Consider the following 22,409-nt stretch of genomic DNA (forward strand, 5'->3'; position numbering starts at 1 on the left):
AAAAGGCAAATATTGCGCATGACGACTCTTGCAAAAGTCGTGATTTTTGGAGCAACGGAGGAGGCATGGGTGAATGAAATACGGCTATGCGCGGGTATCGACCGAAGCGCAGGACTTGGCCGCCCAGATTGAGCGCCTGCAGGCGGCAGGCTGCGAGAAGATTTTCTTTGAAAAGCGCAGCGGCAAGGATGCCGACCGTCCTCAATTGCAGCGGTTGTTAAGATCCCTGAAGTCAGGCGACGTGGTTTATGCCGTCGTCAGCGACCGTATGGCGCGGGATCCCTTTGATATGCTGAACATCCTCAGGACCGTGACGTCGGCCGGCGCCGGGCTGCGCCTGCTGGACGAGCCCTTTATCGACACCACGTCGGAGATGTCGGATCTGGTACTTTTCCTTGTCGGATGGGCCGCCAAATGGCAACGGCGCAGGATCCTCGAGAACACGTCGAATGGACGCGCTCGCGCCAAGGCCATGGGGGTTAAGTTCGGCCGCAAGCCCAAGCTCTCCCAAGAGCAGCGACGAGAGGCGTTGGCACGGCTTGCGGCCGGGGAGGCAAGGGGTGAGGTCGCCCACCGCTACAATGTCAGCAACAGCACGATCTCGCGGCTTCATCCGTAAAGGATATAGCAGGTTTCTTCAAACCTTAGCCTTTCGCCAACCCGCCCACCATGCTTCCCATTCGGAGCAAAACCATCGCTCGCCACGCGCAGGGTTGATCCGGGTAGCCAGGTAATATTCCTGGCCCGGCACGTGATAAATATGTTCACCACGCTGGTTGATGTTGCCCTTAATGTCACAACCGACCTTACGCCCTGTGTTCGAAGATGGGCCATAAGAGTGAACAGTTGGGAGCCGCGGCCGGTTGTCAGCCGCGACATAGGCTGCAGATGAGATCGCAAGCAGTGCAACAACGATTGCAAGACGGGCTTTGAGAACCGCGCGCCACCATGGTGTGCGCCGTTTGCGCCATGGCTGAACCGCATTCCCCATCGCCATCTCTCCCGAGGGGAGGATGCGTCTCTCAAAGCCAAAAGTCCAGAAGCCGCAAGCGAGCGGAGACTTCACCCTGCCGTGTTGACGGCGGGCTTGCGTCCGAGACCAGCGGACTTCGCAAGGAGGGACCGCCGAGCGGCATAATTGGGTGCCACCATCGGGTAGTCAGGGGCGAGTCCCCATCTTGTTCTGTAATCCTCGGGTGTCAGGCCGTAATTGGCTCGGAGATGCCGTTTAAGAGACTTGAATTTTTTTCCGTCCTCCAAGCAGATGATATAGTCGGGAAAAACGGACCGCTTGCGATTGACCGCCGGAACGAGCTCAGATTCTGCTGGGGCAGGTGGTTGTACAATGCCCCTCAACGCGGAATTGACGCTAGAGATCAAGTCCGGAAGGTCGGCAACGGGGGTCGCATTCTTCTGGACGTAGGCTGCCACAATATCTGCCGTAAGGGCCAGCAGGTCCACGCCTGGCTGTTCGGTATTCTCCTCATCCACGTTTATGTGCTCGGTATTCTCCTCATTCACGCCTGTCTGATCAGTATTGTTGTCTTCTGCGCTCGTGCGTTCGGTATTGACTTCGGTCATAGGCATATTCCTTGCTTTCTGTAAGCCTTCCTATTCGGGAACTGTTGACGGTCCACTTGCGCTACGCAAATTGAAATCGTCTTCTCTGAAGGCGTTAACTGCATTTTTCCACTGGGTCTCATTGTAGCCATCGAAAGGGATGACATCTTGTCGGCTTCGAGTACTGATGATTTAGTGTCGCGCCTAACCTCTCCATCGAAGATTGCGTGCTTGTCCAAGTAAGAGCAGGGCCCAGATCGGCGGGCTGTTTTGTTCGCTCCTGTCCCCGGGATCCGCTTGGGTACGCCCTTGCTCAGGTCGGATGGCTCGATCTGACGTACAGACACCGATGATGGCATTTTGTCGCATACCACCTCTTCATTTCTCCCAATCCAAGCGAATCCCGCGGCCTTGTCGGCCCTGGTTCGGAAGTCGGGAGCATTCGTTTTCACGGACAATTTCATGATGAGAACCTCACGCTACTATTGCGTTTTGCGCGGCAAGGGCTTGCGGCCACATTCGCCGGATTGATCTTGCCATGGGAGAGTGGCTGCGGCGCCGAGCGATCCCGGTTTCGGCTTCCTGAAGGTCCTCGGCAAGCGTTCGAGCTGGCAACTAGTCCCCTTGAGGTCACTGACCACTCCCGGGGGCTGATGGCTCGCCCTGAGACGCACGGTCGACACCATCGCGAATGCGAGCATGACCAGCGAGACGTGGCGATGCCACCCGTGCCAGGAACGGGTTTCGTTATGGTCGAGGCCCAGTTCGTTCTTCGCCGCGCGAAGGCCTTCCTCGACAATCCTGCAACATTGCTCGACTGCAATCAGCGTTTCGATCTCGGTGCCCGCAGGAGACCATGCTGAAAAGTAGCAAAGAGCCTTGTTCGCATCGCGTCGGATCAAGAGCCCTGGGGTCCAGAGCCCGGTGCGGGTTTTGTCGTATTGCGCGACGTCCGAGTCAGTGAACGGGCAGTAAGCCCAGGATTCAGAGCCCTGGAGGGGCCCTCCTGAGGGCAAGCTCCGCCAAACGGAGGGATCGAGGTTCCGTGCGACATCTTCGGCCGTTCCTCCTTCCGGGAAAGAGCGATTTCGGAAAGCGAAATGATGGTTTGCGCTAACGGCGAGCACGTATCCCTTGCACCAGCGTCGCAGGGCCATCTCGATGTCGACGCCAGTGTAGACCCGGTCAACGGCTACCCAGCTGAAGGGTACGTCGGCTGCGACGATGCGCGCGATCATATCAAGAGCCAGGCGGGACTTTGTCGCGAAAGTCGTGCCCGCAGGCACGTGGGCCCGCGCCAGGCGGGCAAGGTCTTCCGTCCAGGCCCTCGGGAGATACAGTACGCGATCAACGAAAGCATGCCCGTGCCTCGATGCATAGGCGGCGAACACGCCGATCTGGCAGTTGGCCATCTTGCCCGTCGAGGCATTGACCTGGCGCGCTACCCCACAGGACGTCTTGCCTTGCTTGACGAAACCCATCTCATCGATCACGAGGACCGCTTCGGCGTCGGCTAGCGTTTCGAGTGCATATTCGCGCACGATGTCGCGCAGGGCGTCTGCGTCCCACCTGCCCCTTCCGAGAATGGCCTGTTGGCGCCACGGCCCCGGGTCACCCGCAGCCTCGGCGCGCATCCACCCGGTTTTGCGATGCGCGTCCCGGAGCAGGCCTTCAAGGAACAGACCGGCCGAGACAGCCACGCGTTCCTGAGGGAAAAGCCCCTTGATCCGAGACTTCACCTCCCGTAGTGCCGAGGCCCATATCTCCAGTGTCATTTCAATCGATTCAACCATTATCAATAACCCCCCTTTGGCCGCCCGGCACGGAATCGAAAAAAATAACTAATTCATGTGTGAAACGCAATTGTAATACTAGCCTCTTTCTCCATTGTTTTTTACCGATAACAGTAATGCCGTGGCGACAATTTGGGCGGCACACAACTCTCACATTCTCTTGTTCAGGACAAGCTTGACTTAACAACCCGTGATTGCCATAACCCCGACGTGGCCGAAAATGCAAGCATCGCCGCGAAGGATAAACGATAGAATGGCTTCATGGATCGAGAATTAAGAGTCGATATGTTTAATAAGCGTTGACCAGCAGCGGACAAGTGACCGAACACAAAGAACCAAAGAGATATAGTAAAAGGTGGCAACCTAATTTTATAGTTACGACATTCAATCATTGCGTCATTTTTGATTGCACAAAGCCAGTATTGTTCAGATTTTTCGATCAGTTATTGGTGCAACGCAATTGAATCCCTCTGGCGTTAAAGTGATCTTTTGGCGTGAACTTATCAGTATCTCGGTGCAGTTGATCTCTTATCGAATGCGCTAAGCGGTTGCAGAAGAGTACTTTCGAGACAAAGAAGAAGACAGCTGGGATGACTGGGGGCGATGGTGCGCGGCTTGCGAAGATTTATGGTCCGCGCAAGGGAGACCTTTTCGAGAGGCTCACGCTTGCGACGGCGTATGTTGATCAACGGGTGAGCCTGGTCCACCCGGATAAATGAGAACAGAAATCGGGCTGCGACGATGGCGTGTCCGAAGTGCCGTTGTCGATTGCAATAGCTGGCGCCAAAAAGCATTCAGCGCCACATGACCGAGCAGCCTCCACACGCTGGGTGCGTGTCGCCCTGAGGTCGGTCAATGGGTCGATAGAGCGCTCTCGCACCTGGATTGACGATGCTTCGCCGTTGGGACCTCTGCGCCGGGTAATACACCTTCCATAGGGAGAGTTAGCTCTATAGGGCGGCGTACGCCGTTCCCAAGGCATTTCGTCTAGCCGACGGTCCAATCTTCGGCGTCGAACAGCTGCATCAGGTTGATGCAGGGTATTTTCATGGCGTTACAGACGCCGGGGATCTTGCGTAAGCTGTCCACGCCGGTTTCCTCGGTGATGAGCGTGTGACCCAACACCTCAGACGTGGCAATGACAAAGCTATCGGCGGCAAACTTCTCTTTGCCGGCGGCGACCAGGCCTTTGTAGGTGTTCAGCACATGCTGGACGCGCTGCTGGATCGCCTGGTCGGGCGCGACAAACATGTGCGCGCGCTCTTTCAGCCAGTCATGCAGCTCCGGGGAGCGTTTCTCGCATTCTGCCTGGACCAGAAGGGACGAAACCAGGCGGCCCTGATCGATCAGCTTGTCAAACTCGTCCCACAGTTTCGGGAAGCGCTTGGGCTTGTAACGTTCGTACCAGGCGGCGATCAGGGCTGACGTGTCGATGCAATAAATCGTCGCCACGTAGCGCTACCCCGCAAGGCCGAAGGCGGCGCGTTCGATGTTCGGAACGGCAGTCACCTGCATATTGAGGTGGCTTGCAACGTCGCGCAGCGTCAACTGGCGATCGTAGTAGCCCTGTAACACTAGGCGAGTGAAACTACGACCTAGCTGGCTGAGCACGACCAGATGGCGCTCGGGACCTCCGCTACTCTTTTTCTCGGCCAAGGCGTCATACTCGGCCTGGAAGCTCGCACGGCGGCTTTCATAGAATGCCTGTGTCGTGCGGCCGAGGTTCAGCAAACGGCGCAAAATGACTTCGCGGCTGACGCCGAAGCGGCCGGCCAGCGCGGCCAGCTCGTCATCGTCCCAGGTCTTCACCTGGCCCTTGGTGCGTACCAATTGCTCGCTTAGCAGCCAGTCGCTCGGAACCAGGGCGGCGCCGGCGACCGCATTGCAGAATTGCTCGACGACGGCGCTGGCCGGCTCGGGTGCGACGAAGTCGAGACCGCTAATACCGCTGGCCCTGACAACCAGATGGCAGAATTCGTGCAACAGGGTGAAAGTGCGCCCGTTGGTGCGATCCTTGGAATTGATCAGGATGATCGGCAGTTTGGGTTCCGCGACCGCCACGCCGCGCATTTCGGTCAATGCCAAGCGCGGCACCATGAAGACCAGCACGTCCTTGGTTTCAATGGCGGTGCGCCAGTTGTCGAAAGCCTTGGCGCGCCAGGTCTGCTGGTCGGCCTGCTTGATGCCAAGATAGGTCCGGATCGCCGCGCCAACGGTCTCCACGTTGTCTTTGACGGAGGCCTGCAGTTTGAACGGCTGAACCGGCTCGCCCAAATCATTGCGGAGCTCGAGCGCCAATTCCCGTCTCTCCCTGGCCTGCCGGATCGCCCATTCCAGACCGGACTTGAAGGCGTCCTCCGGCGTCTCGCGGAGGCGCCGGAAATCCTAAATCGGCAGAAATCCGACCGGAGGCTCGTTCAGATAGAAGATTGCGGGCGCGCGCTTGTAGAAGTTCGCCGCGGCCAGAAACTGCGGGAAGGTCAGGTGCTTGTCGCCGGCCTCGCAGGCCTGCAGCTTATCGGCGGATATGCCAATGCCTTCGGCCGCCGCCTCGGGGCTGAGACGGGCCTGTTCCCGGACCCATCGCAGGATGGCCGGATTGATATAGGCGAGGGTGCTTTTGGTCATGGTCGAATTTATTCTATCACAGCTGTCAATATGGCCGCCGCACCTCTTGTTCCGGTTAACGCCTTTGGATCGTGGTGGCGTTGCATCCCGGTCATACTCGAAAGGACGTCGCAAGGGCTAGGCGTTGCGGAAGGCCACCGGACCGTTTTTGGCGTTCTCCCGCCTCATGCGATCTTCTCTCCGGTGATCCTCGTATCGGGGTGCTGCTGACGCAAGTCCGGTCGCGGTGCTTTCGCCCGGATCGTAGTCGTTTTCCCAGTCGCACAGGCCAGCCATGGCCCGTACCTTAAAAAGGGCCGCGGTAAAGTTGGTCTCGCACGGCGACGTCCATTTGAGTTGACTCCCCTGCTGCCTGCCTTTGCAGGGGCGCTTCCTCTCGACTTTCGCCGATGCCGCGTGGTTTGGCTTTCCGGCGTTTCGTCCATGCTCATTGCGGCGGGTTTTCCTCAATCTTTGCCGCGATCATTCGGCCGGGCGCGCCGCCCGGTCAAACCCCGCCCGCACCACTCCCGCCGAAGGGGCGGGACCGTGTTAGGGCCTGACCGGCCGGCTCAATCGCCCGGCCCTGCTTCTCCGCGTCTTGAGAAAAACCCGACGCAAAAGGAGCAAGGTCATGACGGACACCAATGAAACCCCGCGGCAGGATGTCTACAGCCGCATCACCAACCAGATCATTGAGGCCCTTGAGCAGGGCGTCAAACCCTGGACGCAGCCCTGGAGTGCCGCCCATGCCGCCGGCCACGTCTCCCGGCCGCTTCGCCACAACGGCCAGCCCTACGCCGGCATCAACGTCCTGACGCTCTGGGCGTCCGCGATGACCGCGCATTACGCCGCGCCGATCTGGATGACCTTCAAGCAGGCCATCGAACTCGGCGGCCGTGTCCGCAAGGGCGAGAAGGGCTCTCCGGTTGTGTATGCCGACACCATGCGGCGCACCGAGACCGACGAGGCCACGGGCGATGAGGCCGAGCGCTTCATCCCGTTCCTGAAGGCCTACACGGTCTTCAATGTCGAACAGGTCGACGGGCTGCCGGCTCACTTCTATGCCTCCGCCGAAAATGTCCGCAACCCGGATGAGCGCATCGCTCATGCCGAAGCCTTCTTCGCTGCGACGCGCGGCGACATCCGTCATGGCGGCGACTGCGCCTACTACAGCCCGGCTCTCGACTTTATCCAGATGCCTGCCTTCGCGGCCTTCCGGGATGCGCAAGCCTACTACGCCACGCTTGCCCATGAGGCCACGCACTGGACCCGGCACGCTACGCGCCTTGACCGTGATTTCGGTCGCAAGCGGTTCGGAGATGACGGCTATGCCCGCGAGGAGCTGGTCGCTGAGCTCGGGGCCGCGTTCCTGTGCGCCGACCTAGGGCTGCGCCTCGAGGATCGCGACGACCATGCCGCCTATATCGGCCACTGGCTGTCGGTGTTGAAGGACGACAAGCGAGCGATCTTCGCCGCCGCCGCGCACGCGCAGCGCGCCGCCGACTATCTGTCGCGTGTCAGCGCCTCCGAGGCTGCAGCCGCGTGAGAGGCGATCCGGCGAGCGCCGCCTATGGCCGCGCTTTCCGAAATACGCTGCGATCTCGCCTAGTTTGACCCACTGGGACGCCCGAAACGGGGCTTGTCCCAGCCTCCAACTTAAGCAATCTTGATTGTGGGCACGGGGGAATCAACTATGAGAAATTTCGTCACGTCAGTTCTTGGCGTCGTCGGCGTCTTCGGCGCAATGGCAATTGGCATTGGGGCACTTGCTTTTTACAGCGTAGCCTTCGAGGCAGGTGCTAGGGAATGGTTCGGCTGGCACGGCTGGTGGGTGCCGGTCCTGTTTTTTGTTGGTGTGATCATATTCCGCTCGGGCCTCCTCATAGCAGCGGCCATGGTGATTGGCGGCTACGGAGCCTATTACGCTTGGGAATGGCCGCTTTGGATTGTGGTGCCAGTCTTCTTCCCAGGGCTTGCATTCATGATTGCCGGCCTGCTGGTCGCTGCCATCGGTGGAGTTGCGGAGCGCGCACGCGGATGACTAGGATCATCGCCATATGCGCCGCCGCTGCACTTGTAATTGCAATCCTGTCCCTGCCGTACGGGTACTATCAGCTACTTCGCCTGGGGATCTTTGCCGCAAGCATTTATTGCGGCATCAAATTGAAATCGGCCGACGAAGAGAAATTGGCTTATGGCCTATTCTTTGTCGCCTTGGTGTTCAATCCATTCTTACCCGTGTTCCTATCTCGAGTGATTTGGATGCCGATCGACCTCGTATGCGCGGCCTTGTTTGGCTTTGTCGCCTACAAATATCCCACTGCCGATGAAAAGAAGGTCGCTATAAGTCCTAAGTGATGAGGATCGTCGCGCTTCTATCTAACAAGCCCCAAAGTTGCTTGATCCCCGTTGTATAGCTTGCATGGCGGCTGCCCTGTCACGATCAGGTCACTGTTGTCACAGATTTGAAACATGAAGAGCTTGACGGGGGATAGGTCAGTCGTGTCAATCCATTGTCGCAAAAGAGTTATTTCCCGAACGAAAGCTGTTCTCTAGTTCGTTGCAATGCTACTTGCGTGTGTTCACGATAGGGGTCACAGGTTCGAATCCTGTACCGACAACCATATTTTTCAAGTAGTTACATGAATATCGATCGTGCCTATTCTTTCATGTAACTTTCGTGTAACTGGGGTTCTGATCATCAGGTCCATTGGATCTCGACCTAGGAGGCTTCGTCGCTTGGCGCGCAGGTAAGCAATGCTCATGACCGGATGGTCGCGACGGTCTATAGTCACCATTGGGGGGACTCTTCATGGCACGCATACGGTTAATAGAGATCGCAAATTTTCGGGGGATCAAGGAGCTTACATGGGCTCCGTCCGCAGGAATCAATTGCCTTATCGGCCCCGGGGATAGCTGCAAAAGTTCAATTCTCGACGCCATTGACCTTTGTCTTGGTGCGCGCCGCAATCTCCAGATCACCGATGCCGACTTCTTCAACCTCGACGTGACTCAGCCAATTTCGATCTCGTGCACACTCGGTTCACTGACTGACCGATTGAAAAACATCGAGGCTTACGGACTCCACCTGCGCAATTTCGTTGCGGAATCGGCTCTGGTTGAGGATGAGCCAGAAGCCACCGGCGAAACCGTGCTTACCGTGAACCTTACCGTCGGAAGTGACCTTGAGCCGGTCTGGACTCTCATCTCAGACCGCGCGGCTGATGCGGGCTTGGTCAGGAACCTCGCGTGGGCCGACCGTCAGGTGATTGCACCCACACGCATCGGTCCATTCGCGGACGGTAACCTCATGTGGCGCAGGGGATCCGTCTTGAACAAGCTCTCAGAGGAGAAAGCCGACATCTCGACCGCATTGGTAAAAGCCGCGCGCGAAGCACGCGCCGGCTTTGGCGATAGCGCTGGCGCTCAGCTGGGCGCAACACTTGCGGTCGTGAAAGACACGGCCGATGAACTTGGCATCCCGGTGGGCGACGATGTGAAGGCCATGCTTGACGCCCACTCGGTGTCGTTCAGCGGCGGCAGCATTTCACTCCATAGCGACACAGGGATCCCCCTTCGGTCCCTCGGCGTGGGCTCGACGCGCCTCTTAACGGCTGGATTACAACGCAAGGCCGCCGCGACGGCGACAATGGTGCTTGTCGACGAGCTCGAACATGGCCTGGAACCGCATCGCATCCACCGGCTGCTGGGGTCTCTCGGAAGCAAAGACGCGAGCCTACCTCTACAGGTGTTTGCGACAACACATTCACCGGTGGCTCTACAGGAGCTTAGCGGCACACAATTGATGATCGTCAGACGCAATGGCGGTCGGTTGTCCGTGCAAACTGTCGGCGACGAAGATGACGTCCAGAGCACCATTCGTCGTGATCCGGAAGCGTTCCTGGCGCCGTCCGTTATCATCTGTGAGGGGGCGAGCGAGGTCGGCCTGCTGCGAGGGCTCGACCAGTTCCGCGTTGCGCAAGGTGAGCAGTCACTGACGGCGCTTGGCGTCGCGCTTCTCGATGCCGGCGGAGTCGGCAACATTTACAAGCGAGCCAATGCGTTGCTCAAACTCGGCTACCGTTGTCACGTGCTTCGCGACGACGACGTCGAGCCGGACGCTGCCGACGAAGCAGCGTTCCTGGCAGGGGGCGGCGCGCTCACGAAGTGGCCAGCCAAGCGCAAACTCGAACAGGAGCTCTTCTTAAGCCTCGGAGAGAGCGCCGCGGGTAACTTGGTCATTTATGCTGTCGAGTTGCACGGCGAAGACCTCATCGATGAGCATATCAAGTCGAAGTCGGGCGGTTTGACGACCTACACCGACGTGGACAACGAGCTCCTAATTGGCGATTTCGATGAGGCCACCCGCGCATTGCTCGGCGTGGCTTCGAGTGTCCGCAGCAATGGCTGGTTCAAGCAGGTCACATGGATGGAAGACGCCGCGCGTCTCATCATCGGGCCAGGGCTAAAGCATGCGGATGCCACATTCGTCGCGATCATCGACGCGCTTTTCGTCTGGATGCATGATGGCCGCTGAAATTGATCTCTTTGCGATCAGGCGGGGCTCAGTCGCGGCTCCTGCGGGCTGTGGCAAAACCCACCTCATCGTGACCAATTTGCTAGAACATGACTATACGAAGCCGGCGCTCATACTCACCCACACCGTTGCCGGTGTGGTTGCCCTACGGGGCCGGCTCCAGAAGCTCGGCGTTCCCTCCGCAGCTTACCGGCTCATGACGCTTGATGGCTGGGCCATCAAGCTAGCAACCCTGTTCCCGGCGCGCTGTGGCGTCCCGCCGGAAGTGCTGCGCATCACGGACAGTCGAACTGATTACAAGACAATCCAGAAGGCTGCGGCAGAGCTTGCGAAAGCCGGCCACGTCGACGACATCCTCGCCGCCAGCTTTTCCCGCCAGATCGTGGATGAATATCAGGATTGTTCACAGTCGCAGCACGCACTGGTTTACTATTCGTCCCGCCATCTCCCTACCTGCGTCCTTGGTGACCCAATGCAGGCGGTATTCGGCTTTAGCGGACCGCTGCCTGAGTGGGATACGAACGTTTGCAAGTACTTCCCGAGCGCGGGCGAACTCAGGACGCCATGGCGCTGGAAAAACGCTGGGACAGAGGCGTTTGGCCGGTGGCTGCTTGACGTCCGAAAGGCGCTGAAGGACGGCCAGGCCATCGATCTGAGAGAGGCTCCGCCGGAGGTGCGCTGGGTGCACCTTGATGGCACAGAAGATCATCAGCGGCGGCTGAGGGCCGGTCTGTCAAAAGTGGGGGATGGCCAAGGCAATGTCCTCATTATGGGTGACAGCAAAAAACCGTCAGGTCAGCGACTTTTCGCCAGCCAGACGCCAGGCGCGGTGACGGTCGAAAGCGTCGACCTAAAGGACTTCATTCAGTTCGCGCTGCGCTTCAAGCTCAATGCGCCTGACGCCCTAAACCAGCTTCTCAGTTTCGCCGAGAGCGTCATGACGAATGTGGGCGCGGCCGATCTTCAGCAGCGCGTCACAACGTTGCTGGCCGGGCGTCAGCGTAAGGAGGCGACCGATACAGAACAGGCCGCTATCGCTTTTGAGCAAGAACGCACGTTCAAGAGCGCCGTCGACCTACTGGTCGAGGTAAGCAAACGCCCGGGCACACGTCAGCACCGGCCCATAGTGATGAGCGCATGCATCCGCGCGCTGAATGGGGCAAAACAGGACGATCCGTTGTCCCTGCATGAAGCTGCGATCCGTGCGCGCGAGGAAAACCGTTTCCGTGGGCGGCCGCTTCCGGCCCGTGGTGTGGGGAGCACGCTGACACTCAAAGGCTTGGAAGCCGACGTCGCCGTCATACTCGACGTGACGGAGATGGACGCCAAACACCTCTATGTAGCCATGACACGCGGATCGAAGTTGCTTGTGGTCTGTTCGGCATCGCCGCAGCTACGGCCAGCGGCTGCGTCATGAGCGAGAGAGTTTGGACAGCGTCGGGCCACACAATCTCAACGACATAATTATGTGAGAGGGTTCGGATAAATGGGGCAGGTCGCGTACAACGCGGCGACGAGAGACATGGCCGAAGCGTTCTCGGCCTCGGATGCTGCTTGGCTGAGTATTTGCAATGCGCCGCTCGGGACGTGGCTAATGCCGCGCACGGCTTGGCCGGCCGTGCCCAAAACGTCAATCCGGGGCTTACGATTCTTCGCGCACGCTCCTGGATTCACAGGTCAGCTTCCCGGTCCGGAGAGCTACGCACACACTCGCCTGAAGATTGACGTGGTTAAGGCTGCGCGGGCTATGGGCTTTCGGGCGGAACTTGAGGCCTGGGGGACAGACGGAGCAGGCGCCGACTGGATAGCGGACGTGCTGGTGTTTCTGGCTGACGGCAGCCGGGTCGCGTTTGAGATTCAGCTCTCAAGCCAGCACCTAAACGATTTCCGAAGCAGGACGCAGCGCTATCTGCGTTCTGGTGTCAGGTGTTGTTGGATCATGTCTGAGAAGCCTGTCGCGTGGCGTCTGACAAAGGCGCTGATCTATGAGAACATTCCATATTACCGAGAGAACGGCGAGTTTCTAAGCGACTGTGAGGAGATTGTACCCTTTGCAATAGAACTTGCCGGAAAGGACACTTACCCCGATGTTTTGCCACTGATCAGGTTCGGCAGAGGTCGGCACATAAAGCGGATGGCGCTGACTGAAGCTATCGCCGGCATGCTGCACGGGTATCCTAGTTGGCAACTGCCAGACTGGCATTGGAACGCGCCTCAAGTCTCTGGTGATTGATGCTCGTTCGAGGTCTGAAGCACGAAGGTTGCCATAGCGCCGGCCAGATTAACGGCCAGGACGGCAAGCCTAACCAGATTTGACCGGCCATAGATTCAATGGCCTGGATAAGATAACAAACTCAATCCGGTCGCTCTATCGGTGCCAGGAATGCCTAACGCGGGGGAATATGGCACGTTTGCTTGGAATGCTGGGGATTTGTGCGCTTCTCATCATAGCGGGATGCTCGGAGAAGTCGGGGAGAGCCTGGATCGTTCTAGACCTCTTGATGGCAGACGGAACCAAGGGACAGGAGGCTTTCGATAATCCAGCCGTACCGGACATGACGCTCGCGGACTGCGAAGCATCGTTGGAAGCTGCTATGCCAACGCTGCAGCGGGGCTTGATGCAGCACGCTAAAACTGCCGGCGCCAAGATTTTGACCGCGAAATGCGTCTGGTCTGAGAGCGATCCCATTAAGCCGAAAACCTGAACTCACGTGGCGGCCATAGGGCAGGATCATTCTTGCTGCTCCACGACGAGCGTCGGCGTCAGGTCACCGAAAAGGTCGACCAGAATTTCCCGCAAGCTGGTCCGAGGCACGAATGCAGCGCCCGGCACTTCATGATGATTCTTGCGTATCGGCCGGACCCCGGACTTGTTGGGCGTCACGCGCCGAGAGTTGGGAAGGTGGTCCAGTGCCGCTAGCGGTAGCCCGGGCGCCCCGCCAAACCAGAAGAACGGTCCCATGCCAAGGTCGGGTTCCAGACGGATCCAGATGGCGCAGCCACTGGGTTTCTCAGCCAACGCTCGGGAGAGTGATACGGTGCCGGGTTTCTTCTGCGTTCCGGTCTTGAAACTGGATGTGCCGAACGATTTTTCCCCTCGCCATGACCAGGTCATAGCCGTGGGCGTCGAACTCCGACCGGAGCACCTCCACGTCATACACACCGAGCCGCCACAGCTCGCGGAGAGCGTCGCCAACGAACACGTGTTCGACGATCCGCTCCCGTAAGGTTGAGTAAAGGTAGTTTGATGCGACTGTCGTCATATCCGGTCCACATCAAGGCCGGCGTTCACGAGCCTACCGGCGATCTTTCGCATCTTCGCAAATTCAGTCCCGAAGGCCGGCGTCAGGCCCACGGCTTCGCAGAACTCTCTACCTGTTACACCCTCCAGAACATCGGCATACTTGATCACCTGAACGTGGAGCTCGGCGATATACCCGTTCCGGGGCGATGTCTCGATGGCAAGCTTGATCTTCTTAAGTGCTTCGTCCGCGGTCATCGTTACACCTCAGCAGTCACCCCACTGGGCGTAGACATAATTTAGCTAAAAGCTAATTGCAATATGCTAAATCATGAAGATACAAACATTCCAGGGTCGTGAATTAGGCCGGCTCTCATACCCTGCAGTCGGGGAGAGCCGAAGACCTGTCGGGCTAGGCGCTTGAAGTCGGACACAGCCAGCGCACCCCGCTTGTTGCGGGCGACGGAACCGGGCTCAGCGAGGCGCGCCACCACGGCGGTGATTGGGGCTTCCCAGATCTCGACCGGGTCCAAGGTGGCATTGTGCAACAATACCAGCATCACGGTGTCGCAAGGGCCGGCCGGCTTGATCTGACCCATGCGCTGGCTACGTTTCCCATTCGGGTCATAGGCGCGCCCTTTGATCTGGATCCGCTCTGGTCCGGCTGGAGTTTGCCGGATGGCGTCATAACCCGTGGTGCGGGGAGGAGCTAGCTCCAACCCCAAGACGGTCGCCGCGACGTATTCGGCAACCTCGCCGGTCACGCCGAGCGGTTTTCCGGTCAGCTGGTAGTATTCGGCCGCCAGAGGCTTCACGGCTGCGAGAATACCCTTGATCCGGTCTGCCAGAGTCTCGCTCATGCCGGCACTTGTGATTAGGTCAGCCATTTCCGCCGGAACTCGTCGCCGATTTCTTCGTCAAAAAAGCAGGTTTCCAGCCCTCTCGCCTTGGTAAAATCGGCGCTGAGAATATTGTCTGCTCCGCGAAAGTCGGCCCTGTCAAAAGACGTTTCCCGGAAGGATGTGCCCTTCAGGTCGGCTCCGTGGAAGGCAGGACTATACACATCCGCAAACAGCGGCTGCCCATCCTCTGTTTCATCAAATTGCTCCTTCCAGTCGGCTTCGTCCCCCTTAACGCTGCCTTCGTCCCACAACAGGCGCACACCGTTGAACGACGCACCCTGCAAATTTGTGTTCCAGAACTGGCAGTTCTCGTACTTGGCCAGCGACAGGTTGCCTGTGCCGAACTTCACGTCGCGGCAGTCCACATCCGTGAAATCCACGTCCTTTAGCTCCGTAAAGGCGCGGCTGGGCCTGGAAAAGTCCAGTCCGGTCGAAAACATCGAACCCTTAAGCGACGTGATGTCCTGACGCGAAAACGAAAAGCCATGCAAATGCGCACCGCGAAAGTCGATATCGGTCAGCCCATGTTCTGCCAGCTGCCGAACTGATGAGGCGATGATGCTATGCGCGTGGGCGTCGTCGACCCGTTTGAAATCGCCGATGCGATCCCGGAGGCGGCGGATGTCTTCGCTGCGTCCACGTATTTTCTCATAGAGGCCAAAGGCGGCGAGCAGGATCACCACCTCCATCAGCACGCCGGCACTCTCAACCGCCACGCCCTGCCAATAGCTGGAAAGATGGTCGTATTGAGAGTAGAGGCCGGCGGCCATCAAGAACACCACCAGAAGCACGATACCAACCGCCAGCAGCCAGGATTTCATGCTTGCCTCATGTCATTCCGCGCCTGGGCCGGGCGCCAACTCGATTACCTCTGCCGGAGCGGCCACGGGAGTGTCGATGCGAATGATTTTGGGGTTTGGCTGCAACATCCAATCAGGCAACTCCATACCGCCATGCACTACGATTTTGGTTCGGCCACGGTCGAGCTGCTTCTTAAAGTCAAAATCACCCGTGTGGGCAATCGCCTGAACGATGAAGGAGTAAGGAGACAAGTCTGTTGGCAAAGCACCGACTCTGGCAACTTCAGCTTCGACAATTTCAGTGAGCCGCTGCGGGGGTAGATAGCAGGTCTTCATCAAGTCATTCACGGTTTCTGCTAGGCGCTTCACGTCGTTGGGCAGCCTCTCCTGGTCCCAAATTGCCTTAAGGGCGGCGAGCACCTTTCCCACCGAGATAGATCGCTCATCTGCCTTCGCAACTGCCGGTGAGGCCGACAGGCTGTTGGCCTCGGCAATGGCAATCTCAGCGTGTTCCAGCATAGCCTTAACCTGAAAGGCGATTCGTTCACGCGGCCAGCTGACAGAGTCTGATTTGTAAATAAGGTCATGCGTGGCAATGCTCCACGCATGCTGGAGGATTGTCTTGATCTGGACCTCAAAAATCAGCCCGTCCAAATCGGGATTACGGCCACTGGGTAGGGCATCCCGCGAAACGTAGAGCCGAAGATCGTCGAATTGAAAACTGTACGAGTTCTTCTTGGTGTTTTTGTCGTCGACCGGTCTTCTGCCCTTTCCATTGTAGTGCTCTGCGACAAACGCCTCCGCCACGGCTATCTCTGGGATTGTCGGTACAACAATCGTGCAACCGAAAAAATCCTCGACCGCCGTTGGATCTGGAACGCGTCCTGTTTCAACCTTCAACGCGAAGCTTTCGAGCCCCTTGACTCTCGAGGCGAAGAACCAACCTCGTTCTTCCACGCGGGTTTTGAGTGTGTCCCGGACTTCCGCCGCGAGACGTTTGTAGCGCTCCTCGGCTGCTGAAAAGATATCGCGTAGCTCCTTAGCTATTTTCACTCGTGGGCAGCCTGTACACCATGGATTGCGACGGCAAGTGCATTGTGACGATTGAGGCGTGGCGTGATATCGGTACTGGCGCCGCGGGTGTCAGCCGCGTAGTCGACGATCGCCGTGTCATAATCAGCATTGCCAGTATTTGGAGGATTGTCAGGATGTTCGATGTAAGCTGTGACGTGGGTTAAAAACGCATGATACAGGGGCGCAAAATCCGCTGCATTCGGACGCCTTGCACTTTCCAACGTCAAATAGCTCCACAGCGTGTAAAAATGGCTCTGCACCCGCATAAAGACCCGACACGGAGGCGTTGAAACCAGCATTTCAGCGAGGTATTGCTTGGTCGTCTCGAGGTTCTGGGTGAAGTCATCCTCAACAAAATCGCCGATCTCAGATGTATCCTCATACTCGGCGTAAAATTCATCCAGCACATCCTGGTCGAAGCCAATAATTTGACCCTTAATTTGGAGCATGAGGAGTTCAGAAATGAACTGCACGTCAGCCATACGCTTAACCCGGGCTGGCGTAACGACGCCAAAACTACGCCACTCAGCCTTTTCCGACTCCGCCTCGGCCGTTGTAATGAACCACCCGTCGTATTTGGCATGGCGCATTTCCTGAGGCATGAGCTTCCGGGCGTTGCGGTTGATACGGTCGAAAATGTTGCGGACCGCCGCGTCCGAAACATCGGGCAGCATTTCCACGACGAGCACATAATTCCAGAACCGTTCCCGTGTGCTGCGCTCTATGTCCTTCCACCGCTTCTTCTGCAGATTCACATCGGCGAAATCATCCGGAATGCGCAGACGCCCCTCGCTGAAGTCAATAATGGTCTGCAGCCGCTGCTTGCCGTCGACCACGTGGTACGTCGGTCGCCCGTTGTCATCGAGGGTCTTGTGGAGAAAGATCGGCGGCGCGGGATAATTATTGAGGATCGTGTCTATGAAAAACCGCTTGTCACGTGGAGACCAAACGCTCCTACGCTGGTAAGGCGGGTCCAAATCAAGCTGTTTCTTGCCATACATATCAAGAAACCAGCTCACGTCCTGAGTGCCTAAATTACGCGCCATTGACAGATACCCCGGAGCCGCTCCAGAGCGCTCCCCCTTCAGCTTCGAAATGTACTAAGTGGCTTGGTTCACTCGCGAACCAGGCGAAACTGCCCCAGGCAAGAGAATCGACGGTTTTTTTGAACTGGGGCCGGTTCCTGTCAAAGTATGCGGTGACGAAGGCAATATGCTCAGGCGGGAAGCCAGCACCCGCAGCCAATGTCGAGAGAGCGATTTTCCTCTGTTCCGAGACGGGACCGTCCGAGGCGACAACCTCGATGAAAACCAATTTGGGATGAGCAGGCGCCAAATCAGCGAGGATGATGTCAGGTAGGTTTTTGTCGGCCAGAATATTGAGACCGATCTTTTTGGCCAACTCGTCGTGACGAGACACGACCTTGTCACGGCTTTCACTCAGGAAGATGACAACAGGTTCCCCCAGGAAAAGCGGCGCGAACACCTCGATCACCGCCTTGGATAATTCAGAACTCGGCCCGGGTGCCATGCGCTGCGTTTCGCCACTCGGGAACGTAACGAGGAGCCGGTCGCCGCCGGCGGCTGCGCCCTTGCGCAACACCGCTACACGCATGCGGGCACCCGCGCTGAGATGTTTGGCCTGCCACCCGGCGACCGCCTCGGTGAAGCGATCCCCGGTAAGTGTCGGATTGAATAACTTGGCAAACGCACTTTCCAGCGCATACTTGCCGGCTGGTGAAGTCGTGGCCATTCCTGGACGTTCCACCACGGCTCCGTTCACAACCAAACCGGTCCGCAGCGTGTCGTCGCGAATGGACTCGCGAGTATTTACGGCATACCAGCGTCCGGGCAATTCCCCTTTGGAAGGCCGCACGCTCTCTTTGACCCAAGCAAGCCGATCCTGCTCGTCGGTTTTCAAAGCCTGGAGATCCGTCATGCGAGTTACTTGGTCAGGCCTGAGCCAAATCCCGCGCCCTTCGACAGCATCGATGTAAAGCATCACGAAAACCGTGCGGGCGGCTATTTCCCAGATGGACTGAGCCCGATTGGGTGTGCCCTCAGGAAAAATCTCCCTCAAGCGCTGCTGCGCTTCCGGCCAGGTGACAAGGGCAGGCAAGCTCATTGCGCCTGCCCGAAATACAATGTGGTCAGGGCGTTCTCGATGCTGACGGGTGATGATCCGCGCCGCACCAACTCCTCGATTTTCTGCATAGCATCATGGGACGGTATTGGCAGTGCTTCAAGTTCATATGCTGAAACTGCTACGCTGCCACTGATACAGCGGAACACACGGTCAACAATCCCCGAATTCAAGACAGCAGCAATCACCGCTGTCGAGACCCTTGGCTTTTTGACGCGCGGCTTGACCATATTGAGGTGATTTTCGACGATCACGCTGCCGTGCGTCTTGATAAAGTCGGCGGGCAATTCGGCCGCAATCAACCGGCGGGCCTGTTCTTTGGCGGTAGTCCGCTGCAGCAGGACGCAGGGCTCCGACACTTTCAGCCACTCGTCAGCAGCCGATGGCCGGAAATGCGGTTCATGATTCCTTTTTTCCGCCCGGAATATGAACCGTCCGTCGAACGTAACGGCCTCGGCCCAAATCACAGGGAAGGTATCCTTGCCGGGGCGATTGCGGAATTGGCCTTTAAACCGGTTCCACACCATCGGACCAGTCGAGATCTTATAGCCCCAATCGGAAAGCCGCGTCGGCATACGCTCCAGCGACTTCACCAAGTCCTCATCCGATGGGTTTCTTGGTGCCAACCAAGGGTCTGTGCGCTCGGCCGGCAATTTGAAACCGCCGGCATGCGTGACCTGTGCGGTTCCGTTGACAGACAGATAGTGGACCACCGTCGGCGCCACTTTGGCGCCGCGTTTGTATGTGGCCAGCATCGTTTCCTGAAGGACGTCCTCAAATACCCCTTTGCGGGCGGTCACGAAGTCCACGGCCAACGGCGGAGCTTCCTTGGCTAGCAGCCCACGCAACGCTTTGAAATATTCACCGGCGAGGAAACCCGTCGGCGTCACATAGGCGATGACGCCGCCAACTCTTGTCCAGCGCAACGCCAAGTCTGTGAAAAGACCATAGAGATTGGCGTGGCCATAGAGACTGCGGCCGTAACGCTCGCGCTGACGCGCAGCGAGCTTGACGCGACCGTAAGGGGGGTTGCCGATCACCAGATCGAAACGCTTGCCAGACACGGCCTCTTCGAGACTGTCGCAGACCCTCACGACAGACGGAAACCGGCGACGTGCCGCCTTCAGCTCATCGGCGAAGGCAATTTCCAGCCAGGCTTGGGTCAGCCAAGCCGCAAACGGATCAATTTCAAAGCCCTGCAGATGGCCGCTAAAGTGCTCGATCAGCTCCGTGGCGCTCGCCTCGGGGAGGGCGTCGCGCATCCGCATCGCCACCGGCAGTAAAAAGGCACCGCCGCCACATGCCGGATCCAGGATTCGTGCGGTTCGCCAGTCGACACCGGCTTCCTTCGCAAGCTGCAAAAGCCGGTCAGTAAGCGCTGGCGGTGTGTAATAGGCACCCCAGGCAGTGCGCACCTCCTGCGGCAACATGGCTGTGTAGCAGGCGCTCAGTTGATAGCAGGCCTCCTCGATCGGCAGCGTGGCGGCAGCTCGACCCAACGTTTTGGCCAACTCTGTAGCCGAAGTATCAAGTGAGTAGGTCAACGCGACGCTGAGTGGTGCGATCGGCAGCGGCCAGCCGATTGTCTCTCCCGAAGCCTCGACATAGGCCTCAACTGTCTTGGCAATGAAAGACCAAGCTGCTGGCTGCCTCCTTCGAATTTCCAGCTGCTCGCTCCAGGCGCGCGCCATCACCCGTCCGCTCTGCAGGCTCAGAGGCGCATCCGTCACTCCAGCGTACGCTGCGACGGCCTTTCGTGGTCTTCCGACCTGGCGAACGGGAGATTTCATTGGACACATTTCTTGCGGAACATATCGTGTACGCTACCGTGAACTCGGATATCTGGCAACGGGTCTAAGACTGCCATTCACCCTGGATTCATGGGATGCTACCCGTTGAGGCGGCTCGCCAAGAATTTTCGCCCTGTTTGACAGTCCACTCCATAGACAGATTCGGGCGTATTAAGCACGTCATCCTTAATTTCGAGAGTTACCATCCGCTACAAAATGATTGGAAACCGGTGGAAAAGGTCATTGTGTCTTACACAAATCCTTGCACATCGATTAGAAAAATGCCAAATAGCGCTTTGTAAACAAGAAGATGTGAGAAGGCTATTCGGTCTCCAAAACCGCAGGTCGTAGGTTCGAGCCCTGCTGCCCGTGCCATTTCCTTAGGGAAATCAGGCGCTTAGAAATAGCGCTGCTTGGTTAGGAAGCCGAAACCACCCTTACACATCTCTTTCACGAACTTGCACGTCCGCGAGGAGTGTCTGACGGCGGCGGAAAATCACCGGAATCGGGATGGGAAATTCACCTCTATCGGCGCAACGACAGCCCGGTCTGGCCCTATTCGACGGTCCTCAAAGGCAAATAATTGGCGGGTCGGCACCAAGGAAGATAGCTTGGCGAGGGCCGAGGATTGGTACTTCGGTCTGAAGGATGCGGGCGCAGAAAACAAACCATCCGACGCTCGGACATAGGCTTCCATGCCACGCTTTGGACCAATTCGAGAATTTACGGCTCGTAGTCAGCAGGCGGACCAACAGATCCGCGTTCGATGATCCCGGTCGGCAGGACGAGCCTTTCGGCCGGTCTTGTTTCGCCCTTCAAGCGGCGAATGAGCAGTTCCGCGACGCTTTTGCCCAGCGCATAGACGGGCTGGTCGACGACGGTGATGGGCGGAGTCGTGACGCTCGTCCAGTCCGCGTCATGGAAGGTGATGAGCGAAACGTCTTCCGGGATGCGCAGCCCGCGCTGGCGGATGACCCTGAAGATCTCCAGGGCTATGACGCTGTCGGAGGCAAGGATTGCGGTTGGTCGATCTGGCCCGGACAACAGTCTGCCGGCGAGCTTCCGCGTCTCGTCGGGGCTTGTCGCGCCAAGGCGAATATGACGTTCCGGTCGATCAACTCCGGCGTCCCGGCACACCTTTAGAAAGCCGTCGATGCGCTCCCGGACCGATGAGGTGTAGATCTGCCCGAGGTCGCGATACTCATGACCTTCGGCGTCAACCGCAGTCACATAGGCGATTTTGCTGTGGCCGGCGTCGACAAGGATACGGGTCGCCCGTATGGCGATGTCTCTGTCGTCAACCGTAACCGTATCGACATCGAGATCGGGCAGCGCCCGGTCAAGCAGGGCAAGCGGCCGGCCTGAACGATGGATGTCGCGCAGGTGTGCGATGTCACGCGATTCCGACGGCGTGACGATCAGTCCGTCGACGCGCTTGCCGATCAACAGCCGCACGGCTGCCTTTTCCACCTCGATCCTTTCGCCGGAGTTGGCCAGGATGACGTTGAAGCCAGCCGCCCTTGCGGCGTCGCTGATGCCACGCACCGCCAGGCTGAAGAACGGGTTCTCGATGTCCCCGACCACCACGCCGATGATGCCGGACCTGCCGGTCGTCATGCTTCGGGCCAGTTCGTTCGGACGGTAGTCGAGGGCCTTGGCGGCGGCCATGACATTCGCGCGGATCGTGTCGCTGACGACACCGTAGCCGCCGAGCACGCGCGCGGCCGTGGCTTTTGACACATTGGCCGCGCGGGCGACGTCGCTGACCGTTATCGACGGGGTCTTGGGCGCGGTTCTTTTCATGGGATGACGACTACAAGAGTTGTTGACGGAAGGTCAATCTGACGATAACGATTATCAAAGAGACCGGTCTCAATCAATAAGAGACCGGTCTCTTTTAAAAAATTGCGAGCCAAGAGGTGCATGCCGCAGTCGCGGCGGCAAGCGCGAGACTGCCGGG

The 22,409-nt window shown here is 58.2% G+C and carries 22 protein-coding genes and 1 pseudogene; 8 read left to right on the top strand and 15 right to left on the bottom strand.

Features of this window, described 5'->3' with window-relative positions:
- The first annotated feature begins 73 nt into the window (after nt 1–73).
- Nucleotides 74–619: a recombinase family protein gene (locus AC1RZR_RS22255; protein WP_481826008.1), complete on the top strand. Its 546-nt coding sequence runs from the start codon at nt 74–76 to the stop codon at nt 617–619.
- An 18-nt stretch (nt 620–637) separates the two neighbouring features.
- Here the strand turns inward: AC1RZR_RS22255 and AC1RZR_RS22260 are convergent, their stop codons facing one another.
- The 6 genes and pseudogenes from AC1RZR_RS22260 to AC1RZR_RS22285 all read right to left on the bottom strand — a co-directional run bounded on the left by AC1RZR_RS22260 (nt 638) and on the right by AC1RZR_RS22285 (nt 5,981).
- Entirely contained in the window at nt 638–997 is a 360-nt protein-coding gene (locus tag AC1RZR_RS22260; RefSeq protein WP_481826009.1) for a sunset domain-containing protein, read from the bottom strand.
- Between the two features lie 65 nt (nt 998–1,062).
- On the bottom strand, nt 1,063–1,581 hold the full coding sequence (locus tag AC1RZR_RS22265) for a Ros/MucR family transcriptional regulator (RefSeq protein WP_481826010.1): 519 nt from the start codon (nt 1,579–1,581) through the stop codon (nt 1,063–1,065).
- A 623-nt stretch (nt 1,582–2,204) separates the two neighbouring features.
- Nucleotides 2,205–3,353 (bottom strand): annotated as a pseudogene (locus AC1RZR_RS22270) (IS701 family transposase); the annotation flags it as partial.
- Between the two features lie 987 nt (nt 3,354–4,340).
- Nucleotides 4,341–4,805: a DUF4411 family protein gene (locus tag AC1RZR_RS22275; protein ID WP_481826011.1), complete on the bottom strand. Its 465-nt coding sequence runs from the start codon at nt 4,803–4,805 to the stop codon at nt 4,341–4,343.
- A 6-nt stretch (nt 4,806–4,811) separates the two neighbouring features.
- Complete coding sequence (locus AC1RZR_RS22280; protein ID WP_481826012.1) at nt 4,812–5,651, bottom strand: ImmA/IrrE family metallo-endopeptidase; 840 nt, start codon at nt 5,649–5,651, stop codon at nt 4,812–4,814.
- An 87-nt stretch (nt 5,652–5,738) separates the two neighbouring features.
- A complete protein-coding gene (locus tag AC1RZR_RS22285; RefSeq protein ID WP_481826013.1) occupies nt 5,739–5,981 on the bottom strand; it encodes a helix-turn-helix domain-containing protein in 243 nt (80 codons plus the stop codon).
- Between the two features lie 613 nt (nt 5,982–6,594).
- Here AC1RZR_RS22285 and AC1RZR_RS22290 point away from each other — a divergent pair.
- The 7 genes from AC1RZR_RS22290 to AC1RZR_RS22320 all read left to right on the top strand — a co-directional run bounded on the left by AC1RZR_RS22290 (nt 6,595) and on the right by AC1RZR_RS22320 (nt 13,205).
- A complete protein-coding gene (locus AC1RZR_RS22290; RefSeq protein ID WP_481826014.1) occupies nt 6,595–7,509 on the top strand; it encodes an ArdC family protein in 915 nt (304 codons plus the stop codon).
- 147 nt (nt 7,510–7,656) lie between these two features.
- Nucleotides 7,657–8,004 carry a hypothetical protein gene (locus AC1RZR_RS22295; protein ID WP_481826015.1) on the top strand — a complete coding sequence of 116 codons (348 nt, stop codon included), beginning with the start codon at nt 7,657–7,659 and terminating at the stop codon, nt 8,002–8,004.
- Nucleotides 8,001–8,321: a DUF6804 family protein gene (locus AC1RZR_RS22300; protein ID WP_481826016.1), complete on the top strand. Its 321-nt coding sequence runs from the start codon at nt 8,001–8,003 to the stop codon at nt 8,319–8,321. The genes AC1RZR_RS22295 and AC1RZR_RS22300 overlap by 4 nt, the downstream gene beginning before the upstream one ends.
- A 454-nt stretch (nt 8,322–8,775) precedes the next feature.
- Entirely contained in the window at nt 8,776–10,500 is a 1,725-nt protein-coding gene (locus AC1RZR_RS22305) for an ATP-dependent nuclease (protein ID WP_481826017.1), read from the top strand.
- Nucleotides 10,490–11,917 carry a UvrD-helicase domain-containing protein gene (locus tag AC1RZR_RS22310; RefSeq protein ID WP_481826018.1) on the top strand — a complete coding sequence of 476 codons (1,428 nt, stop codon included), beginning with the start codon at nt 10,490–10,492 and terminating at the stop codon, nt 11,915–11,917. The genes AC1RZR_RS22305 and AC1RZR_RS22310 overlap by 11 nt, the downstream gene beginning before the upstream one ends.
- Before the next feature lie 105 nt (nt 11,918–12,022).
- Complete coding sequence (locus AC1RZR_RS22315) at nt 12,023–12,733, top strand: competence protein CoiA family protein (RefSeq protein ID WP_481826019.1); 711 nt, start codon at nt 12,023–12,025, stop codon at nt 12,731–12,733.
- A gap of 268 nt (nt 12,734–13,001) precedes the next feature.
- Nucleotides 13,002–13,205: a hypothetical protein gene (locus AC1RZR_RS22320; RefSeq protein WP_481826020.1), complete on the top strand. Its 204-nt coding sequence runs from the start codon at nt 13,002–13,004 to the stop codon at nt 13,203–13,205.
- Nucleotides 13,206–13,511: 306 nt separating this feature from the next.
- Here the strand turns inward: AC1RZR_RS22320 and AC1RZR_RS22325 are convergent, their stop codons facing one another.
- The 9 genes from AC1RZR_RS22325 to AC1RZR_RS22365 form a co-directional block, all read right to left on the bottom strand.
- The gene (locus AC1RZR_RS22325) at nt 13,512–13,763 is read right to left on the bottom strand and encodes a hypothetical protein (protein WP_481826021.1); all 252 of its coding nucleotides are present in this window, start codon (nt 13,761–13,763) and stop codon (nt 13,512–13,514) included.
- Nucleotides 13,760–13,999 (bottom strand): HTH-like domain-containing protein, encoded by a 240-nt coding sequence (locus AC1RZR_RS22330; protein ID WP_481826022.1) that lies wholly within the window; start codon nt 13,997–13,999, stop codon nt 13,760–13,762. Before AC1RZR_RS22330 ends, AC1RZR_RS22325 begins: the two co-directional genes overlap by 4 nt.
- 71 nt (nt 14,000–14,070) lie before the next feature.
- Nucleotides 14,071–14,601, bottom strand: a complete 531-nt coding sequence (locus AC1RZR_RS22335; protein ID WP_481826023.1) for a DUF6998 domain-containing protein — start codon at nt 14,599–14,601, stop codon at nt 14,071–14,073.
- Between the two features lie 14 nt (nt 14,602–14,615).
- A complete protein-coding gene (locus AC1RZR_RS22340; protein ID WP_481826024.1) occupies nt 14,616–15,464 on the bottom strand; it encodes a pentapeptide repeat-containing protein in 849 nt (282 codons plus the stop codon).
- 12 nt (nt 15,465–15,476) lie between these two features.
- Nucleotides 15,477–16,496, bottom strand: a complete 1,020-nt coding sequence (locus AC1RZR_RS22345; RefSeq protein WP_481826025.1) for a RelA/SpoT-related domain-containing protein — start codon at nt 16,494–16,496, stop codon at nt 15,477–15,479.
- A complete protein-coding gene (locus AC1RZR_RS22350; RefSeq protein ID WP_481826026.1) occupies nt 16,493–17,563 on the bottom strand; it encodes a DUF262 domain-containing protein in 1,071 nt (356 codons plus the stop codon). Before AC1RZR_RS22350 ends, AC1RZR_RS22345 begins: the two co-directional genes overlap by 4 nt.
- Nucleotides 17,553–18,641, bottom strand: a complete 1,089-nt coding sequence (locus AC1RZR_RS22355; protein WP_481826027.1) for a BsuBI/PstI family type II restriction endonuclease — start codon at nt 18,639–18,641, stop codon at nt 17,553–17,555. Before AC1RZR_RS22355 ends, AC1RZR_RS22350 begins: the two co-directional genes overlap by 11 nt.
- Entirely contained in the window at nt 18,638–20,350 is a 1,713-nt protein-coding gene (locus AC1RZR_RS22360; RefSeq protein ID WP_481826028.1) for an HsdM family class I SAM-dependent methyltransferase, read from the bottom strand. The genes AC1RZR_RS22355 and AC1RZR_RS22360 overlap by 4 nt, the downstream gene beginning before the upstream one ends.
- An 822-nt stretch (nt 20,351–21,172) precedes the next feature.
- Nucleotides 21,173–22,252 (bottom strand): LacI family DNA-binding transcriptional regulator, encoded by a 1,080-nt coding sequence (locus AC1RZR_RS22365; RefSeq protein WP_477275037.1) that lies wholly within the window; start codon nt 22,250–22,252, stop codon nt 21,173–21,175.
- Between the last annotated feature and the right edge of the window lie 157 nt (nt 22,253–22,409).

It is taken from the genome of Mesorhizobium bavaricum (genome assembly GCF_056781655.1).

Bases quoted from the DNA above. Each gene is read 5' to 3' on its own strand.
- AC1RZR_RS22365 (WP_477275037.1), bottom strand. From the start codon at position 22,252: ATGAAAAGAACCGCGCCCAAGACCCCGTCGATAACGGTCAGCGACGTC.
- AC1RZR_RS22310 (WP_481826018.1), top strand. From the start codon at position 10,490: ATGGCCGCTGAAATTGATCTCTTTGCGATCAGGCGGGGCTCAGTCGCG.
- AC1RZR_RS22255 (WP_481826008.1), top strand. From the start codon at position 74: ATGAAATACGGCTATGCGCGGGTATCGACCGAAGCGCAGGACTTGGCC.
- AC1RZR_RS22290 (WP_481826014.1), top strand. From the start codon at position 6,595: ATGACGGACACCAATGAAACCCCGCGGCAGGATGTCTACAGCCGCATC.
- AC1RZR_RS22340 (WP_481826024.1), bottom strand. From the start codon at position 15,464: ATGAAATCCTGGCTGCTGGCGGTTGGTATCGTGCTTCTGGTGGTGTTC.
- AC1RZR_RS22350 (WP_481826026.1), bottom strand. From the start codon at position 17,563: ATGGCGCGTAATTTAGGCACTCAGGACGTGAGCTGGTTTCTTGATATG.
- AC1RZR_RS22315 (WP_481826019.1), top strand. From the start codon at position 12,023: ATGGCCGAAGCGTTCTCGGCCTCGGATGCTGCTTGGCTGAGTATTTGC.
- AC1RZR_RS22295 (WP_481826015.1), top strand. From the start codon at position 7,657: ATGAGAAATTTCGTCACGTCAGTTCTTGGCGTCGTCGGCGTCTTCGGC.
- AC1RZR_RS22330 (WP_481826022.1), bottom strand. From the start codon at position 13,999: ATGACCGCGGACGAAGCACTTAAGAAGATCAAGCTTGCCATCGAGACA.
- AC1RZR_RS22325 (WP_481826021.1), bottom strand. From the start codon at position 13,763: ATGACGACAGTCGCATCAAACTACCTTTACTCAACCTTACGGGAGCGG.
- AC1RZR_RS22300 (WP_481826016.1), top strand. From the start codon at position 8,001: ATGACTAGGATCATCGCCATATGCGCCGCCGCTGCACTTGTAATTGCA.
- AC1RZR_RS22285 (WP_481826013.1), bottom strand. From the start codon at position 5,981: ATGACCAAAAGCACCCTCGCCTATATCAATCCGGCCATCCTGCGATGG.
- AC1RZR_RS22360 (WP_481826028.1), bottom strand. From the start codon at position 20,350: ATGGCGCGCGCCTGGAGCGAGCAGCTGGAAATTCGAAGGAGGCAGCCA.
- AC1RZR_RS22260 (WP_481826009.1), bottom strand. From the start codon at position 997: ATGGCGATGGGGAATGCGGTTCAGCCATGGCGCAAACGGCGCACACCA.
- AC1RZR_RS22320 (WP_481826020.1), top strand. From the start codon at position 13,002: ATGGCAGACGGAACCAAGGGACAGGAGGCTTTCGATAATCCAGCCGTA.
- AC1RZR_RS22265 (WP_481826010.1), bottom strand. From the start codon at position 1,581: ATGACCGAAGTCAATACCGAACGCACGAGCGCAGAAGACAACAATACT.
- AC1RZR_RS22305 (WP_481826017.1), top strand. From the start codon at position 8,776: ATGGCACGCATACGGTTAATAGAGATCGCAAATTTTCGGGGGATCAAG.
- AC1RZR_RS22335 (WP_481826023.1), bottom strand. From the start codon at position 14,601: ATGAGCGAGACTCTGGCAGACCGGATCAAGGGTATTCTCGCAGCCGTG.
- AC1RZR_RS22355 (WP_481826027.1), bottom strand. From the start codon at position 18,641: ATGAGCTTGCCTGCCCTTGTCACCTGGCCGGAAGCGCAGCAGCGCTTG.